General features: G+C 32.4%; 13 protein-coding genes, 7 tRNA genes and 1 rRNA gene. 1 reads left to right on the forward strand and 20 read right to left on the reverse strand.

What is annotated here, in order from left to right; all coding sequences use genetic code 11:
• The 3 genes from PHQ99_03530 to PHQ99_03540 all read right to left on the reverse strand — a co-directional run.
• Window positions 1-219: ribosomal RNA gene (locus tag PHQ99_03530) — 16S ribosomal RNA — on the reverse strand; the annotation flags it as partial.
• Window positions 220-659: 440 nt separating this feature from the next.
• A complete protein-coding gene (gene tyrS, locus PHQ99_03535) occupies window positions 660-1,880 on the reverse strand; it encodes a tyrosine--tRNA ligase (GenBank protein MDD4288649.1) in 1,221 nt (406 codons plus the stop codon).
• 110 nt (window positions 1,881-1,990) lie between these two features.
• On the reverse strand, window positions 1,991-2,461 hold the full coding sequence (locus PHQ99_03540) for a QueT transporter family protein (GenBank protein MDD4288650.1): 471 nt from the start codon (window positions 2,459-2,461) through the stop codon (window positions 1,991-1,993).
• 174 nt (window positions 2,462-2,635) lie between these two features.
• Here PHQ99_03540 and PHQ99_03545 point away from each other — a divergent pair, with 174 nt between their 5' ends.
• Entirely contained in the window at window positions 2,636-4,804 is a 2,169-nt protein-coding gene (locus tag PHQ99_03545) for a penicillin-binding protein 1A (GenBank protein MDD4288651.1), read from the forward strand.
• A gap of 33 nt (window positions 4,805-4,837) precedes the next feature.
• On the opposite strand, the gene PHQ99_03550 is transcribed toward PHQ99_03545, so the two are convergent.
• The 17 genes from PHQ99_03550 to PHQ99_03630 form a co-directional block, all read right to left on the reverse strand.
• Window positions 4,838-7,207, reverse strand: a complete 2,370-nt coding sequence (locus PHQ99_03550; protein ID MDD4288652.1) for an endonuclease MutS2 — start codon at window positions 7,205-7,207, stop codon at window positions 4,838-4,840.
• 39 nt (window positions 7,208-7,246) lie between these two features.
• The gene (locus PHQ99_03555) at window positions 7,247-7,750 is read right to left on the reverse strand and encodes a CvpA family protein (protein ID MDD4288653.1); all 504 of its coding nucleotides are present in this window, start codon (window positions 7,748-7,750) and stop codon (window positions 7,247-7,249) included.
• Window positions 7,751-7,820: 70 nt separating this feature from the next.
• Window positions 7,821-10,259 carry a phenylalanine--tRNA ligase subunit beta gene (gene pheT, locus PHQ99_03560; protein MDD4288654.1) on the reverse strand — a complete coding sequence of 813 codons (2,439 nt, stop codon included), beginning with the start codon at window positions 10,257-10,259 and terminating at the stop codon, window positions 7,821-7,823.
• 31 nt (window positions 10,260-10,290) lie between these two features.
• Window positions 10,291-11,304 carry a phenylalanine--tRNA ligase subunit alpha gene (pheS, locus tag PHQ99_03565; GenBank protein ID MDD4288655.1) on the reverse strand — a complete coding sequence of 338 codons (1,014 nt, stop codon included), beginning with the start codon at window positions 11,302-11,304 and terminating at the stop codon, window positions 10,291-10,293.
• Window positions 11,305-11,584: 280 nt separating this feature from the next.
• Window positions 11,585-11,944: a 50S ribosomal protein L20 gene (rplT, locus tag PHQ99_03570; GenBank protein MDD4288656.1), complete on the reverse strand. Its 360-nt coding sequence runs from the start codon at window positions 11,942-11,944 to the stop codon at window positions 11,585-11,587.
• A gap of 114 nt (window positions 11,945-12,058) precedes the next feature.
• Window positions 12,059-12,256, reverse strand: a complete 198-nt coding sequence (rpmI, locus tag PHQ99_03575; GenBank protein ID MDD4288657.1) for a 50S ribosomal protein L35 — start codon at window positions 12,254-12,256, stop codon at window positions 12,059-12,061.
• A 47-nt stretch (window positions 12,257-12,303) separates the two neighbouring features.
• Window positions 12,304-12,801, reverse strand: coding sequence for a translation initiation factor IF-3 (infC, locus tag PHQ99_03580; protein MDD4288658.1), 498 nt, complete (start codon window positions 12,799-12,801; stop codon window positions 12,304-12,306).
• A 167-nt stretch (window positions 12,802-12,968) separates the two neighbouring features.
• Window positions 12,969-14,849, reverse strand: coding sequence for a threonine--tRNA ligase (gene thrS / locus PHQ99_03585; protein ID MDD4288659.1), 1,881 nt, complete (start codon window positions 14,847-14,849; stop codon window positions 12,969-12,971).
• Window positions 14,850-15,025: 176 nt separating this feature from the next.
• Window positions 15,026-15,100: transfer RNA gene (locus PHQ99_03590), tRNA-Val, on the reverse strand.
• A gap of 29 nt (window positions 15,101-15,129) precedes the next feature.
• Window positions 15,130-15,203: transfer RNA gene (locus PHQ99_03595), tRNA-Cys, on the reverse strand.
• 23 nt (window positions 15,204-15,226) lie between these two features.
• Window positions 15,227-15,301 (reverse strand) — tRNA-Gly (locus PHQ99_03600).
• A gap of 11 nt (window positions 15,302-15,312) precedes the next feature.
• Window positions 15,313-15,388 (reverse strand) — tRNA-Phe (locus PHQ99_03605).
• A 32-nt stretch (window positions 15,389-15,420) separates the two neighbouring features.
• Window positions 15,421-15,499: transfer RNA gene (locus tag PHQ99_03610), tRNA-Asp, on the reverse strand.
• Window positions 15,500-15,512: 13 nt separating this feature from the next.
• Window positions 15,513-15,588: transfer RNA gene (locus PHQ99_03615), tRNA-Val, on the reverse strand.
• A gap of 145 nt (window positions 15,589-15,733) precedes the next feature.
• A complete protein-coding gene (gene ssb, locus PHQ99_03620; protein ID MDD4288660.1) occupies window positions 15,734-16,189 on the reverse strand; it encodes a single-stranded DNA-binding protein in 456 nt (151 codons plus the stop codon).
• Window positions 16,190-16,232: 43 nt separating this feature from the next.
• Entirely contained in the window at window positions 16,233-18,725 is a 2,493-nt protein-coding gene (gene leuS, locus PHQ99_03625) for a leucine--tRNA ligase (GenBank protein MDD4288661.1), read from the reverse strand.
• Window positions 18,726-18,824: 99 nt separating this feature from the next.
• Window positions 18,825-18,900, reverse strand: a tRNA-Ala gene (locus tag PHQ99_03630).
• Window positions 18,901-19,182 lie beyond the last annotated feature (282 nt).

A 19,182-nucleotide genomic window follows, 5' to 3' on the forward strand; every position in this document is an offset into this window, starting at 1 on the left:
AAGCGATAGCATTGTAAAGAGGCCATCTTTACCTCGTAAGACTTATGCGGTATTAGCCCTCCTTTCGGAGGGTTATCCCCCACTACCGGGTAGATTCCCACGCGTTACTCACCCGTCCGCCACTGTAGTAGTCTCCCGAAGGAAACGTTCCAGTCAGACTTGCATGTGTTAGGCACGCCGCCAGCGTTTGTCCTGAGCCAGGATCAAACTCTCCGTACTCTTTAAAGGGAAATCAAAAAAGAAGAATCGAAATCCGTCTTTTCTTCATTCCCCCTAAAAGTTACACCTTTAAACTGATTAACTCTTACTATGAGAAATAAGGAAAATCAGGGTTATATCAAACATATGGCTGGGTGCTATAGATTTATCAAAGAACTGATTTGCCCTCTTCGTGAGAACCCTGCGGGTTCTCCCGAGAGAAGGGGCAAATAAGATAGTAACAGAGTTAGCAGGTGTTGTCAAGAAAATATTGATAAAAAAATAATTTTTTTAGGTAACAAACACCTTCTTCTAATTCTGCATTATAAATTATATTACTTATTTCCTTTTTTTTCAACATGCTTTAAATATTTCATATTTATAAGTCTAAAATAACCTTATTTTGTAAAGTATGAGTTACCAAAACATAGCAAACATAATTAATTCCCATATATTCTCGTTCAATTTATTTTTAGCTGATAAAAATTTAATTTGCCAATCCTTAAAATATCGCCGTCTTTTACTACAATATCAGTATTTGGGTTAGTTATTTTTTTATGATTTATCCTTACTCCACCTTGTTTGATTATCCTGATGGCTTCACCGGTGCTAGTAAGAGCTTTGGTCATTTTTACTAATTTTACAATCCATAATTTATTTTCACTTAAATCTCTAATAGGAATTAACAATTTTTGCGAATTTTCGGGATCCATCTTTTCCTGAAATACCTGTTCAAAATGATTCTCAGCTTGATTGGCATTGCTATATCCGTGATATATTTTTACAATTTCCTTGGCTAGTCTTTTTTTGATATCACGAGGATGAACATTATTTGCTTGAAGATCTTTTTTTATTTGGTTTATTTGCTGTTCGGGTACATCAGTTAATAAGCGAAAATATATTTCCATTAATTTATCAGGTATAGACATGATTTTTCCATACATATCATTTGGTTTCTCATTAATGCCAATATAGTTCCCAAGGCTTTTGCTCATTTTTTCCACACCATCAGTACCCTCAATAATAGGCATAGTAATTATAACCTGTGGCTCCTGTCCAAATTCTCTTTGTAAATCCCTTCCAACCAATAAATTAAATTTTTGGTCAGTTCCTCCTAATTCCACATCGGCTTTCAGTGATACAGAATCATAACCTTGCATAAGAGGATACAAAAACTCATGCACACCAATTGGCTTTTTTTCTTGAAATCGGTTTGAAAAATCGTCCCTTTCCAGCATTCTGGCAACTGTATATTTAGAGCATAAATGGATTACATCAACAAAAGATAATTTTCCTAACCAATGGCTATTAAATTCTACAATTGTTTTATTGGGGTCTAATATTTTAAAGACTTGTTCCTTATAAGTTTCGGCATTCTTTTTTACCTCTACCGTTGTTAGCTGTTTTCTAGTCGAAGATCGTCCACTTGGATCCCCTATCATACCTGTAAAATCACCAATGAGAAAATAAACATCATGACCTAAGTCTTGAAAATGTCTTAACTTTCTTAAACCAACCGTATGTCCTAAATGTATATCTGGGGCACTGGGGTCAAATCCTTGCTTTATACGTAATGGTTTTTTTGATTTTTTAGAATTTCTTAATTTGTTTTTCAATTCTTCTTCTGAAATAATTTCATCAGTTCCTCTTTTAATTATTTTCATTTCCTCAGATAAATCCATATTATCCCCTCTCGTCTTCTATATGATTTACTATATTTGCAATAAATTCTATAAATTCTTAACTATAATGTGTTATCCCAATAAAATACATATAAAAATAAGTCTTTTTATTATTTAGCTCTATACAACCAGATTTTTCTCCTTATTAGAATCAGCAATAACGGGTAACCAATTATGAAACAGGCAATTGTCTGTCCTATAGTAATATAGGCAACTGTTAGCCAGTATGGAATTTCAAATAATAAATGTAAATATAAGCTTATACCAAGTGCATTAATTATAATAGGCGGAACAGGGGCTAAAAAAGGTTTAGTTGTATTATATGTTATAATAGCTGCTAATAATGTAAAAAAACTGCCACCAATAACATCAATTATACCAAGCCCTCCCCAAATATTTGATAATATGCACCCTAAAAATAATCCACCAATAGCAGCCGGATCAATAAAAGGCAATACTGTTAATGCTTCAGCAATTCTAATCTGGAAAGGTCCAAAACTAATTGGTGCAAAAATAATATTTATGGTAACATATATTGCAGCAATTAATGAAATGCGTACCATATAATTCAAACTAAACAAATCAATTTCCCTTTTTTTAAAAAACTTAAATAATTATAGCACATTTATATTTAGTTAAAAAGATTGACAATGTATATTATTATTAATATATAGAGAATATAGATTATTCAGATTGTATATATTTAAAAAATTAGTAAAAAGTTAAAATTTTAATTTGTAATAAATGGTTCTGATATGAGTAAGAAAAAAACAAAAAAAACAAAAAATAATTCTTTCTACAAAAAAATAATATTTATTAGTTTATTCTTATTTGTCTTATCATTTTTAATATCATTTGCCCTTTTAGTTTCCTTTTCCAACCAAAAAATGGTAGATATAGTTAAAACTAGTAATTTTATTAACCCTATTACCAGTAAAGTTTATGATATTAATGGAAAATTAATAACAGAATTTTTTCAGGAAAACCGAACGCCAATTTCTTTATCAGAAATTCCCACACACCTCATCAGTGCTTTTATTGCTATTGAAGATACTTACTTCTATAATCATTATGGAATAAGCATTCGTGGTATTATCAGAGCAATGGTTGAAAATGTCAAGGAAAGTGGAAGAATATTTCAAGGTCAGGGAGGCAGTACAATAACTCAACAGCTTGCTGTTAATACATTTTTAACAAGGGAAGAAACATTGTCTCGCAAAATACAGGATGCACTCCTTGCCTTACAAATTGAGAGAACTTTTACTAAAAATGAAATACTTGAAATGTACCTGAATTTAATTTACTTCGGTCATGGAGCCTATGGTGTTGTATCAGCATCAGAAATGTACTTTAATAAGGATGTTGCAGATCTTTCTTTGGCTGAAAGTGCTTTACTGGCAGGAATACCAAGAAGACCATATTATTACTCTCCTTTTATTAATATAGAATCTTCTTTAAATAGAAAAAATGTAATCTTAAAAAGAATGTATGACCTGGGTTATATAGATGAATCCGAATATCAACAAGCTAGAGACGAAGTAATTACATTTAGTCATAATAGAGAAAATATTGAAATCGCACCTCATTTTTCCAGCTACATTCGTACACAGTTACTCGAACAATATGGTGTAAATATGGTTTTTAAAGGTGGACTAAAAATCTACACCACACTTGATTTGGAATTACAACGAAAAGCACAGGAGGCTTTTTTAGACAGCGGCAGGGAAGGTGCATTAATTGCTGTAGATCCTCAAACAGGCTATATAAAAGCAATGGTTGGTGGGAAAAATTATGAAGAGAGTGAATTTAATAGAGCAACCCAGGCTTACAGACAACCAGGATCTGCCTTTAAAACATTTGTTTACTTAACGGCATTAGATAAAGGTCTTTCTCCAAGCTTAATTATGGAGGATGCTCCAATTATTTACGAAAATGGCTGGTCTCCGGAAAACTATGAGAATGAATTTAGGGGATTTGTTACATTAAGAGAAGGTTTTGAGGACTCTATTAATATTATTGGGGTTAAATTATTAGAAAGAGTTGGTGTCCGAGATGTAATTCAGAATGCTGAAAAAGCCGGAATTACTAGTTCCTTACGAGCAGATCTCTCCTTAGCGTTAGGAACCTCTGAAGTAACTCCATTGGAAATGGCTTCCGCATATGCAACAATAGCAAATATGGGAACATATGTAGAACCGATTTCCATTTTAAAAATTGAAGATCATAATGGCAAGGTATTGGAGCAAAACAATGTAGTAAGCAAAAAAGTTTTTACAGAAGAAGTATGTTACACATTAACTAAATTAATGGAAGGTGTCATAAATAGAGGAACTGGCTGGAACGCTGATATTGGAAGACCAGCTGCGGGTAAGACGGGTACAACTAATGAATGCATAGACGCCTGGTTCGTTGGTTTTACGCCTGAATTGGCCTGCGCTGTATATATAGGTAATGATGATAGAAGAACACTGGGTAACAAAATGACCGGAGGTGTGGTCGCGGCTCCAATATGGCATGATTTTATGTTAAATGCATTGCAAGATAAACCTGTAAAAAATTTTCAAAAACCATCTAATGTTGTAGAAATTAATGTATGTAGCAAAACTGGACTTCTGCCCGGAAATCAATGTAGTGAAATATTAAAAGTAGCCTTTATTGCGGGTACAGAACCCCGTGGAGTATGCCAGGGAGATGTCATTTCGACTTCACCTAATATTGACAGTGAACCATTATTCCCTACACCACAAGTACCACGAGAGAATATTCCTGTGATAGAAGGTGAAAAGAAATTTCCACTATTGGAAGAAATTGATATTTTAAAGCAGGATATCGATCCCGAGGATGTACCACAGGAAGAGAAAAAGGAAGACACATTGCAATCATTAGTTGAAGAATTAAAAAGAAGATTAGAAAGCAGGGATTAAGCTTTTATTTTTCTTTAAAAAATATAAAGCAGTTTAAAAATAAACAACTGTAACCCCTTCTCCACCCTCGTATAATTCCCCATAACGATATGATTTTACATAAGATAACTGGTTTAATAATTGGTTAACATAGTTTCTCAATATACCTTTGCCTTTTCCATGTATTATATACACTGGGGATACATTTAAAAGGAAAGCATCGTCTAAATACTTTTCTAATTTTATTTTCGCATCATTTACTGTCATCTGTCTTATATTTATTTCATTTTTAAACTCAGCCTTCTTTTCCAATCTGTTTTTATCATATGAGCTAATTGAAAAGTTGTGTGTTTCAATATATCTCTCTTCATTTGATATCTTCTTGTTAATTTTCTCAATATCATCAAAAGGTATGTTCATCTTTATCTGATTAACCTGTATTAAGCATTGTTCCTTTTTATGATTATTTTCTATTACAATTCCTTCCATGTTGAGACTTTTAATTAACACAACATCTCCAACAGATAATAATTTTTTATTTTCTTTTTGTTTTTCATTAATTATTATTTTTTCTTTTATTTCTTTATATAAATCTTTTAAATTTCTGTATTCATCGTTGTATTTTTCAAAATTAATATTTTTTCTTTTTAAATTATTAATAATTTCTTTTGCTCTCTTTTCTGTTAAAGAAATAATGTCTTCTGCTTTTCGATACGCATCCTGTATAATCTTTTCTTTTTCTTTTTCAAATTCAATATTCTTTAATTTCAATTCTTTTTTTAGTACTAAGCTTTCTTCTTTTTCCCTTTCTGTTATTTTTAAATTGTCAGCCATTATACTTTTATCTCTTTCCATCTTTCTAATCATGTTTTCCAAATCTGCTTTTTCTTTATCTAAATATTTCTGGGCACCCTTAATTACTAATTCCTCTAAACCTAACTTTTGAGCAACAGAAAAAGCGCAACTTTTTCCTGGAAGACCTATTGTTATTTTATATGTTGGCTGAAGGGTTTCTTCGTCAAATTCCATTCTGGCATTCATTACTCTATCGGTCAAATAAGCATATGCTTTTATACTATCATGATGAGTACTACTTATTATTTTTGTACCCTTTTTCCTCAAAGAATCGAGTATTGCCATACTTAGAGCAGATCCTTCTGAGGGATCTGTACCGGAACCCAATTCATCCAATAAAGCTAATGTGTTATCATCAGAATCTTTAAGTATTTGTATAATATTTTTCATATGTGCAGAAAATGTACTTAAATTTTGTTCTATACTCTGCTCATCTCCAATATCTGCAAATATTTGCTTAAAAATAGCCATTTCACTATCAATACCGGCAGGAATATGCAAACCTGACTGAGCCATTAGACATAGTAAGCCAACTGTTTTTAAAGTAACTGTTTTTCCACCGGTATTTGGTCCTGTTATAACAAGTACATCAAAATTCTCACCTATTTCAATATCAATGGGAATAGCGCTATCTTTTAATAAAGGATGTCTTGCACTTTTTAGATTAATAATTCTTTTATTATTAATTCTTGGTTCATTTCCACTTATTTGAATACTATACTTAGCTTTTGAATGAATTAGATCTATCTCACCTAAATTATGGTATGACTCAACAATGTCTGCTCCATTTTTTCCGACTAATGCGGTTAATTTTTGTAATATTCTGAATTCTTCTTTTTCTTCTTCAGTATAAAATTCCCTTAACTGATTATTTAACTCTAATACTGCTAATGGTTCTACAAAATAAGTTACACCACTTTCTGACTTATCATGCACTATACCCGGAAACTTACCCTTTTCCTGTTGTTTTATGGGCAAAACAAACCTGCCTTGGCGAATCGTAATAATATCATCTTGAATCGAAGAACGGTTCCTGGGATCTCTCAAAATATTCTCTAATCTATCACGTATTTTCTTTTCTGTATTTCGGATATTTCGCCTTACTTTCTTTAATTCCGGACTTGCTTCATCCACAATTTCTGCATCTTCGTTAATACATCTTTTTATTTCCTTTTCCATCAAGCGAAAAACCTTTAAATTGTTTATTTTTCCTTTAATACTCGGATATTTCTGTTCTTCAAAAGAATTAAAATATTCTTTTACTAAATAAATACACTCCAGTACCTTATTAATAATTAAGAGTTTCCTTACAGAAATAATACTTCCCTGAATACGGGCTTTTTTAACATCATCCTCTATGTTGCCCAATGGCATCAGGGGCAGTCTTCCCTGATTTTCTATTATATTTTTCATCTCAGTAGTTTCTATTTGCATTTGACATGCATTAGAATAGTCATTGGAAGGCATCAGTTCCTTTAAATGCCTTTCACCTGAGTGTGTTAGTAAATTCTTCTTTAATATTCCCTTTATTTTATTATATTCTAAAACTTTAAAAAGATGGCTATTCATAAATGTACCCACAATATTTCAGATAGTAATAATCTTCAGTTAAATAATTTTTTTAATCGATTCCATGTCAAATTGAAAATGATTAGGCATCCATTCCCTTAATGAATTATACACTATTATTAATCCTTTCAAGAAAAATTCAGCAAATATTGATTCCTTGATTTGATAATTTATTTCAAGAGGCAGGGGAATAAAATTAACAATAAACAACAGTAAACCAACAATTATAGCTCCCCTAATAAATCCGAATAAAGCTCCACCAAGATTATTTATCCAGTTAAGCAGGAGTAATGCAGTTATATGACTTAGCAAATACTCAAATAAGCGAAAAGTCATAATGACAGCTATAAATATTAGAATAAAGCTAAGAATATGTGATAGAGGCTGGTTCCATTTAAATTGTTTCATTAAAAATGAACTTAAATCGGCATACCAGAATATTGCAATAAATATTGCTGCAATTAGCCCAACCAGCGTCAGCACCTCTGCAATAATACCTCTTTTAAAGCCTAAAAAAACATTAAATAAGATAATAACAAGAATTATTATATCAACCCAGTTAATTATTTTATATTATCCCCCTCTATTCTTAATAAGTTTGGAGAATGATTATTTATTTTCTTAATTCTGCCATAAATTCGCTATTTAGCTTTATTTTAACATTTTCCATCATTTTGTCGACTTCTTCATCAGTTAATGTTCGATCTTTTGATTGAAATATAATTGAAAATGCTACACTCTTGTTTCCCGTCTTGACCTGCTTGCCCTTAAAAATATCAAATAATTCTACTTCCCTTATAATCTTTGGATTAACTTCTATTATTGTTTTTTTTAATTCGTCAACTAAAACCTGTTCAGGAACAACAATAGAAATGTCTCTGTTCAAAGAAGGATATTTTGGTAGCGGTTCAAATACTATATCAAGTGTCACCTTAGAATACAATTCAGAAAAATCTACCTCAAAAAGGAATACATCTTCAGGAATATCTAAAATATCAGACAAATTCTTACTTACTTTACCAAATCTTCCAATTTCTTGATTATTAAATTTGATTATTCCATTTTCCTTCATATTAAATACAGGAAAAGATCCCCGGGTATATGATATATTTTGAATTCGGAGACCATCAAACAGTTTATCTAATATTCCTTTTAAATAAAATAAATCCCATTTCTCATTCTTTTCCCAAATATTTCCTCTTCCGGTTTTTACAATACCACCGGCAATGTTTAATTTTTCAACAGGCAATATGTTATTTTCTATATTCCCGCTATTTAAAAATACCTTTCCGACTTCAAAAATCTTTACTTCATCTGCCATATGGTTAATATTCCACTGAATTGTTTTTAATATTCCGGGCAATAAAGTTGTCCTCATGATCGTTTGATCCTGTATTAGTGGATTAAGTAAATTAACAGTTTCTCTTAACGGATGAGAATTCGGCAAACCCATCCATTCAAAATATGATGAAGTCATCATACTATAATTAATTGTTTGGTACATTCCACAACCTATCAAGATATCAATAATTTTATCAATAATCTTATGTCTTTCACTTTTTCCTTTTTGAATAACAGTAGATTTAAATGTAGTTGTAGGAATATTCTCATAACCATAAATCTTTATAATCTCTTCAATAATATCAACATCTTTTTGAATATCTCCTCTGTAGGTTGGGGGGATTATTTCTATTGAAGTATAATCCTTGCTGATTATATTAAAACCTAATCTTTTAATTATGGTATCTATTTGTTTTTTTGTTTCAGCAACAGATTTTGCTATTTTGACACCAGTGACTCTTTCAATTTTGTCGTAGTTTAATTTAATATTCTTACTGATTGTCAATTCTTTACTTTTATGGTCTACTATACCGCTAAGAATTTTACCTCCAGTGATATGTTTTATTAAGGAAGCTGATCGATTCAATGCATATATTTGGCCATCAGGATCAATTCCCTTTTCAAACCTATTTGAGGCATCAGTTCTAAGAGAGAAGTACCTGCTGGTCTTTCTGTTATTTGCTGGTTTGAAATATGCTGATTCCAGAAAAACATCTTTTGTATAATCCTTTATTTCTGAATTCTCGCCTCCCATTACTCCAGCAAGGGCAATTGCTCTTTCCTCATCTGCAATTACTAAATTTTCTTCGGTCAGCAATCTTTCTACACCATCTAATGTATTAAATTTTTCACCTTTGTAAGCTCGTCTAACAATTATTTTTTTGCCATGAATATATTCTAAATCAAATGCATGAAGAGGTTGCCCTGTTTCCATCATTACATAATTTGTAACATCAACAACATTATTAATTGGTCGGATGCCTAATAAAAATAGTTTCCATCTTAGCCAGAAAGGTGAATCTTTAATTTTTAAACCTTTAACAACTCTACCTGCGTATCTAGGGCATAATTCTTTGTCATCCACTTGAACTGATATTTTTCCTTCCAGATTTTCTTTATCTTCCTCAATTTTCAGTTCAGGTATATGAATTTCTTTCCCCGTAAAAGCAGATATTTCCCTGGCAATACCAATGATGCTCATTAAGTCCGGCCGATTTGAAAATATTTCAAAATCAAAAATTACATCATTCTTAATATTCTCCAAATTAGAAATGTCTTCACCTAAAGGAAATTTGTTGTTTAAAATTAAAACACCAGGTGATTTGCTTTTTTCCAGTCCTAATTCAGAAGCAGAGCAAATCATTCCGTTTGATAATACTCCCTGTATTGTCTTTGCTCCTAATCTGCCAATCCCCGGTAAAATAGCAGATTCGGTTGCTAAAGGAACTCTATCGCCTATTTTAATATTTTTAGCTCCACACACAACTTCTAATTCTTGATTTCTTATATCTACATTACATATATACAAATTATTATTTTTTTTATGAGCTCTGATATTTATTATTTCTCCTACAACTACACCTTTAACGTCCTCAAGTATTTTTTTTCTTCTTTCAGCAACAATGCCATTCATTGAAAGTCTATCTGCCAGTTCATTGGGAGTTAATTCAATATCTATATATTCTTTTAATAAATTATATGATACCTGCATATCACCATTCTCCTCTCATCATAGTTCCAACTTACTTAAACTGTTTTAAAAATCTTATATCATTCTCAAAAAACAAACGAATATCATTAATACCATATTTCAACATGGCTATTCTTTCAGCGCCCATTCCAAAAGCAAATCCAGTAAGCTTCTTTGAGTCATAACCCGCCATTTCCAGGACATTAGGATGAACCATTCCTGCTCCCATAATTTCAAGCCAGCCGGTATATCCACATGAACGGCAGCCTTTTCCTTCGCATAAACCACATGATACATCAACTTCTGCGCCTGGTTCTACAAAAGGAAAGTAACCAGGTCTAAATCTTACCTTGCGGTCTTTCCCAAATATTTGCTGACAAAATTCAGTAATAACCCCTTTTAAATCGCTAAATCTAATACCTTTATCTACTGCTAATCCTTCAATCTGATAAAACATTGGCGAATGTGTACTATCTATTGCATCTCTTCGGTAACACTTACCGGTTGAAATCATGCGAATCGGCGGGGGTTGATTTTCCATCGTCCTAACCTGCATTGGAGATGTTTGTGTTCTAAGTAAGATTTCTGATGTGATATAGAAAGAATCCTGATCATCTCTTGCAGGATGATCTTTAGGGATATTTAACCCTTCAAAATTGTAATAATCCAGTTCTATTTCAGGACCATCAACAAAATTAAATCCCATACCTAAAAATATTTCTTGTGTTTTTCTAAGTATTAATTCTATTGGATGTAGTGAGCCAATTTTAAAAGTTTTACCGGGAATAGTGATATCAAATATATCTTCTGTTTTCTTTTTTTTAGTTAAAGAAATGTTTTCCTTCTCAGATACTATTTTTTGAATCTCCTTTTTTGCTTTATTAAGCAATTGGCCAATTTTCGGCCTTTCATCTTTTGGTAATAAGGATATTTCCTTCAGCATTTTGGCAATATAGCCTTTTCTTCCTAAATATTCATTTTTTAACTTTTCTATTTCATCTGTATCCTTTTTTAAAGATATATCATCATCAAATTGTTTTCTAAGCTTTATTATTTTTTCTATCATATTTTCCAAAATATATACCTCCTCATAAAAAAAAGAAGTTTACAATTTTCACCTTTTAAAGGGACGAAAATTGTAAACTTCTCCGCGTTACCACCCTTTTTGATTTGTTTAAATACAAATCCAAACTCTTATTTTTTTTAACGGAAAACCCGTCCAAGCCTACTTATAATTTTCAGCTGGCATATTTAAAGCGAAATTCGATAAAACATATAAGTATATGACTTACAATTTACAATGTTTTATCTACTATCTTTATAATTTTATCTATTTATTTAATATTTTAACTATTATCACCTGAAACAGCAAGCTTTGATAGCTGTGAAAAACCCTTTTCGTGATTTACAGCCATTTCTGCTAATATTTTTCTGTTTATTTGTATATTGGCTTCCTTCAAAGCTTTCATTAACTTGCTATAAGATATTCCCTCATTTTTTGCAGCAATACCGATACGGGTAATCCAAAGTCTTCTAAAATCTCTTTTTCTTGCTTTACGATCACGATAAGAATACGATAGAGATTTTCTTACCGCGTCTTTTGCAGTTCTTAGTAATTTACTTTTTCCGCCCCAGTAACCTTTGGCAGATTTTAATATCTTTTTTCTTCTATTTCTAGAAGCTACATTATTAGTTACTCTTGGCATAGGTCTCTCCCTTGTGATTGATTATTAAATTGATTCATGCACTGACTGACAATTTACACTTCTTATTTATTATTTGATTTTATTAAATATAAATTAACAATATAACATTAAATACTATTGATAAGGCAATAATCGCTTGATACGCTTACTATCACTCTTATCAACCATAGTTAATTTTGCCAATTGTCTTTTTCTCTTTGGCGCTTTTTTTGTTAAAATATGACTCTTGTAAGCTTTTGAGCGCTTTATCTTGCCTGTTGCTGTTAATTTAAAACGTTTTGCAGCACCACGATGCGTTTTCATTTTTGGCATGTTCACTTATCCTCCGTTATTAATATTATACTACCTGTAATCTGTAATTAATTATTTTTATTAGAAATAAGAATTAAAGTCATATTTCTGCCCTCTAATTTCGGTTTTTTTTCAACTTTAGAGATTTCATTTGCTTCTGTTGCAACTCTTTCGAGGAGTTCTCTTCCTGCATCAACAAATTTCATTTCTCTACCCCTGAACATTACAGTTACTTTAACCTTGTTTCCTTCTTTTAGAAATTTATGAATATTTTTAGTCTTAAATTCATAATCATGTTCCCCTATATTGGGTCTCATCTTGATTTCCTTAAGGCCGGTGTTTTTCTGTGTCTTTTTCCCTTGTTTTAATCTTTTTTCCGAAGTATACCGATATTTCCCATAATCCATTATCCTGCAAACAGGGGGATCTGCATCAGGGGAAACTTCTACCAAATCAAGGTTATTTTTTTGTGCTTCTTCTAATCCTTTTTCCCAATCGACTATTCCAAGCTGCTCACCATTGTGATTTATTAATCGGATTTTTTTGGCTTTAATTCCACGATTCACACGAAATTCAGATTTTGACTTTATTTCAAATTCCTCCTTCTATACTTCAATTTATTAATTTTTTTCTTTATACTTGTTAGAAATACCTGCTAAAAGACTATAGCATAATGTTTTTTTTTAGTCAACTTTGTTGTTAATATCTATTTAAAATTAAAGAAAAAAATATTTTATGGCAATTTTTTATTATCAATTTCTTCTTTAATTTCATTTATAAAATCAGTTATGGTAGATGAGCCTTGATCGCCTTTACCTTGTTTTCTAACATTAACAGTATCTTTATCAATCTCTTTATCACCAAAAATTAACATATAGGGTATTTTCCCCATTTCTGCATTCCTTATCTTTGCACCAATTTTTTCATTATTATCATCTATCTCTACTCTGATATTAGAGTCAGAAAGAATTCTTTCTATTTTTCTACCATATTCAATATGCCTATCTGCAATAGGCAGTAAACGAACTTGAACTGGTGCAATCCAAGTAGGTAAAGACCCGGCATATTGTTCAATGAGAATCCCAATAAATCTTTCCAGGCTTCCCAGTATTGTTCTATGTAGCATCACAGGTCTTTCTTTTTCACCATCAGGGTTTATATAGTATAAATCAAATAGTTCCGGCATTTGGAAATCAAGCTGAATAGTACCACATTGCCAGCTTCTCCCCAGGCAATCTTTTAAGTGAAAATCAATTTTTGGACCATAGAATGCCCCATCCCCTTCATTTATTTTAAATTCTAAATCCTTACTTTCCAAAGCTTCTTTCAAGCTGTTTGTTGCTTTTTCCCAAACTTCGTCTGAACCCATGGCATTTTCTGGTTTTGTACTCAATTCTATATGGTAATTAAAACCAAAAGTCTTATAGAAATATCCTTCAAGATCAATAAGCTTTTGAACTTCTTCTTTTATTTGGCAGGGCCTCATATATATATGTGCATCATCCTGAGTAAATGAACGCACACGGAATAAACCATGAAGGACGCCTGACATCTCATGTCGATGAACCAACCCTAATTCTGCAATTCTAAGGGGTAATTCCTTATAACTGTGTAATCTGTTTTTATAAACTAAAATACCTCCGGGACAATTCATTGGCTTAACGGCAAAATCCTGGTTATCTATTTTTGTAAAATACATGTTTTCTTTGTAATGATCCCAATGTCCTGATTTTACCCAAAGAGACTTATTTAGAATTATAGGTGTTTTAATTTCGTGATAACCGTGCTTTTTGTGTTCATCTCTCCAAAAGTCTTCCAGTAAATTACGAATTATCATACCCTTAGGATGAAAAAACGGAAATCCGGTTCCTTCCTCCTGGAAGCTGAATAAATCTAATTCCTTTCCGATTTTCCTATGATCTCTTCTTTTTGCCTCTTCTATCATCTTTAAGTAATGATTTAGAGCATCTTTTGAATCAAAAGAAATCCCATATATTCTTTGCAACATCTTATTTTTTTCATTACCCCTCCAGTAAGCACCGGCAAGATTTAATAGTTTAAAAGCCTTAATTTTTCCAGTCGATGGAATATGAGGCCCTCGACAAAGATCTATAAAATCACCCTGCTCATAAATAGTAACTTCATCATCTGGAATATCTTCTATTAACTCAATTTTATATTTTTCGCCTCTCTGCTTAAAAAGATTAATGGCTTCATCTTTTTTCATTATTTTCTTTTGAAATGGTATATTTTTCTTTACAATTTCTTTCATCTTTTTTTCAATAATATTCAGATCATCAGGAGTAAAAGTATGTTTAGTATCAAAGTCATAATAAAACCCTTCATCTATTGCAGGTCCAATTGCTAATTTTGTATCGGGAAATAATGACTGTACTGCTTGTGCCATTAAATGGGATGAGCTATGAAAAAATATATCTTTCCCCTGTTCAGAATCAAAGGTAATAACATCAACTTTATCACCTTCTACAGGTTTTTCGTAAAGGTCCTTTTTTATTCCATTTACATTGACAGCTAAGGCTTTTTTTGCTAATTTGGAATCTTTTGACTTTATAATATCATAATAGGTTGAATAGGTTGATTTGTCATCAACCATCACTTCTCTTTCACCTTCTATATTTAACTTTATACTGACCATTTTATCCCCCCCTAAAACAAAAAAACTCACGTTTGATTACATGAGAATTTGTTAACTGATAAGCATTGAATAATTCAGAAACGTTCCTGTTTATTTAACCTTTCTAATTAATGTAATATATATACATAAACAAATGGTGGGCGGTACTGGGATTGAACCAGTGACCTCTTCCGCGTCAAGGAAGCATTCTTCCACTGAACTAACCGCCCACTTTTGTGTTTTTCTTTTTATATATAGATGGAGGCGGCACTCGGATTTGAACCGAGGATGAAGGATTTGCAATCCTCTGCCTTCCCGCTTGGCTATGCCGCCTCATTTATAAATATTATATAAAATGGAGCGGAAAACGGGATTTGAACCCGCGACCCTCGCCTTGGCAAGGCGATGCTCTACCACTGAGCTATTTCCGCAAACAAATTACTGGTGCCGAGACCCAGAGTTGAACTGGGGACACGTGGATTTTCAGTCCACTGCTCTACCAACTGAGCTATCTCGGCTGGATATAATTTTAAGAATTTAAGTTTTTAGATGGCGGGGTCGACGGGATTTGAACCCGCGATCTCCTGCGTGACAGGCAGGCGTGTTAAACCGAGCTGCACTACGACCCCTTATTAAAAAATATGGTAGGCGGAACAGGGCTTGAACCTGTGACCCCTGGCTTGTAAAGCCAGTGCTCTCCCAACTGAGCTACCCGCCCAAGCTATCTTCACAAACCGGCAAGCTCTATTATAACATCTCTTTTTTTCTTTGTCTATAAAAAATCTATCTAAAATTTTATAGTTTTTTTATTTTATAGTTATTTTTTAAAATTTTATTGATATCTTTGCAATTTAGTATAATGGCTAAAACGGTATATCGTCTTCACCATTATTGTCTTCAACATTTTCCTTCCCTTGGCCAGAGTTTTCATCAACATAATCATTATCGGAAAAATCCTTATTGTCGTTATTGGAATCCTTCATGTAATCTAAAAACTGTACACTTCTTGCATTGATTTCATATGAAACTCTTTTATTTCCTTCCTTATCCTGCCAGTTATTAGACCTTAACTCTCCGTTAACAGCAACCCTTTTTCCTTTCTTCAGGAATTGAGAGCAATGTTCAGCCTGTCTACCCCAGGCTGAAACGTTTATAAATAGAGTGTCTTCGATATTATTTCCTTCTTGATTCCTAAAACTTCTATTAATAGCAAGTCCAAACTTACAAACTGCTGTACCCGCTGGAGTGTATCTTAACTCCGGGTCTCTTGTCAATCTTCCTATTCCTGCAAAACAATTTAAATCACCAAAAGATGCCATAAAATAAATCCTCCCTTTTTTAAAACTGCAGATAAATTCATCTCTACTTCACTACTATATTTACTAACTTACCTGCTACATATATAATCTTAACAATTTTCCTATCATTAATCCATTTTTTTACTTTTGGTAATTCAATAATTTTCTCTCTTATATCGGCTTCACTAATATCAGACAAAACTTTTATCTTATCTCTCAATTTACCATTTATTTGCACAACAACAGTGATTTCATCTTCTTTTAAGTCTTCAATACTGTATTTTGGCCATGGCTCTAAATATATACTTTCACTATTACCTATTTCGTGCCATAGTTCTTCACAAAAATGAGGAGCTATGGGATTAAGCAATTTTATAGTTGTTTCTATTGCTTCCTTGATTACTGCCTTTCTCTCCTGACTCAACTCTGATATTTTTATATTAAAAGCATACAAATTGTTGACCAGTTCCATAATGGCACTTATTGCTGTATTAAAATGAAATCTTTCTTCAATATCTTCGGTTACTTTCTTAATAGTCTGATGTGTTTTTCTTTTTAGCGATTTTACATCATTGCTTAGACTTACACCGGATACATTGATATAATCTTTTTCATCAAAAAGACATTTATATTGATAAACAAGTCTCCATACCCGATTTAAAAAGCGTGATGCCCCTTCAATACCTTTATCACTCCATTCCATATCAACTTCTGGAGGACTTGCAAATAATATCATTACTCTGGTTGCATCAATACCATATTTTTCAAATATATCACCAGGTGTAACTACATTACCTTTGGATTTTGACATAGCAGCACCATCTTTGCATACCATTCCCTGTGTAAAAAGACGTTTAAATGGCTCTTTAAAATTAATATACCCCATATCATTTAATGCTTTTACAAAGAAACGAGAGTAAAGTAAATGCAGAATTGCATGTTCTACTCCTCCGATATATTGGTCGACAGGCATCCAATAATGCAATTCTTCTTTATCAAAGGGTTTGTCCTTCAATTTTGGAGAGCAAAATCTTAAATAATACCATGATGAACATACAAAGGTATCCATCGTATCAGTTTCTCTCTTAGCTGGTTCCCCACATTTTGGACATTTTGTATTCAAGAATTCTTTGCTTGACAGTAAAGGAGACAGTCCTGTTGGCTTAAAATCTACATCGTCAGGTAAATAAACAGGTAAATCAGTTTCGGGTATCGGAACAATACCACATTTATCACAATAAACTATTGGAATAGGAGCACCCCAATAACGTTGCCTTGAAATCAACCAATCCCTTAAGCGATAATTAACTTCTTTTTTTCCAAGTTCTTTATCTTCCAGATATTTGATAATTACATCGATTGCCTTTAAATTCGGTAATCCATTAAACTGACCTGAGTTTACTAAAATACCTTCTCCTGGATATGCATTCTCAATGTCATCATATGAAATTTCTTTATTCTTCGGCTTTATTACAGTCCTTACAGGAAGACTGTATTTTCTGGCAAACTCTAAATCTCTCTGATCATGAGCAGGTACTGCCATAACCATTCCAGTACCATATTCCATAAGAACATAATTGGCAACCCAAATAGGTACTTTTTCCTGATTCATAGGGTTAATGACATATCTGCCTGTGAAGCAACCAAGTTTTTCAGCGGTAGCCAGGTCCTTTTCAGTCAAATTATTCCTGGCAACTACTTCTTTAAAAGCTTTCACTTCCTTTTCATAATCAGTCCCTTTTGTTAATTCTTCTATGATCGGGTGCTCTGGAGAAAGGACAAAAAAAGTAACACCAAAAAGAGTATCAGGCCTTGTTGTAAATACAGAAAGAGTTTTATTGCTACCGGCAATTTCAAACTTAACCTGTGCCCCTTCACTTCTTCCTATCCAGTTCTTTTGCATAGTTAAAACTCTTTCAGGCCATTCTTCCAATAATTCCATATCATCTAAAAGCTGTTGGGCATAATCGGTAATCTTAAAAAACCATTGAGACAATTCTTTTTTTATTACTTCTGAACCGCACCTCTCACAACCACCATTTACAACCTGTTCATTTGCAAGAACAGTAGCACATGAAGGACACCAGTTAACTACAGCCTTTTTTTTATAAGCTAATCCATTTTTGAATAATTGTAAAAACATCCATTGCGTCCATTTATAATAATCAGGACTGCAGGTGGAAATTTCCCTGTTCCAGTCATATGTAATTCCCATTGATTGGAGTGTATTTTTCATTTTTTGGATATTGTTTCGAGTCCATATTGCAGGATGTATCTGGTTTTTTATGGCAGCATTCTCAGCAGGTAGACCAAAAGAATCCCACCCCATCGGATGTAAAATATTAAACCCACGACTATGTTTATAACGAGCTACTACATCTCCTATGACATAATTTTTTACATGTCCCATATGCGGTTCACCAGATGGATAAGGAAACATTTCCAGTACATAATATTCTTTTTTATTTTTGTCTATACTGCTCTCAAAATAATTTTGTTTATTCCAATACTTCTGCCATTTACTTTCAACTTTTTTATAATCATATACTTCTTTCATTTATTTGCACTCCCTTAAAATAGAAAAACCCGTCACCTGTAACTTAAAATTACAAGGGACGAGATTTCCCGTGGTACCACCCTTTTTTAGTAGATTATATGGTGGAGCTGGCGGGAATCGAACCCGCGACCTCCTCCACGCCAAGGAGGCACTCTCCCAACTGAGCTACAGCCCCATCTACCCTCTTTTTATTACCATTTAACGCTTGGTAGCGTCCTGAATTACTTTAGTATTGTTCTTATTGTATATATGGTTAGGATATTTCATTCAGACATTTAAAAACAGGTGAGTTTTTTTGAGATAATAAATCAGTTTTCACCAATACTGACTCTCTACATTATTACATCTCAATATATTTCCTGTTATCATATTTGTTGATTTAAAACTTTAACCATTATAAATAATGTATTTTGAAAAGTCAATTATTAAGTAATAAGAAATCCATAAATAGATTAAA

Source organism: Atribacterota bacterium, from assembly GCA_028703475.1.
Classification (GTDB): Bacteria; Atribacterota; Phoenicimicrobiia; order Phoenicimicrobiales; family Stramentimicrobiaceae; genus JAQVMU01.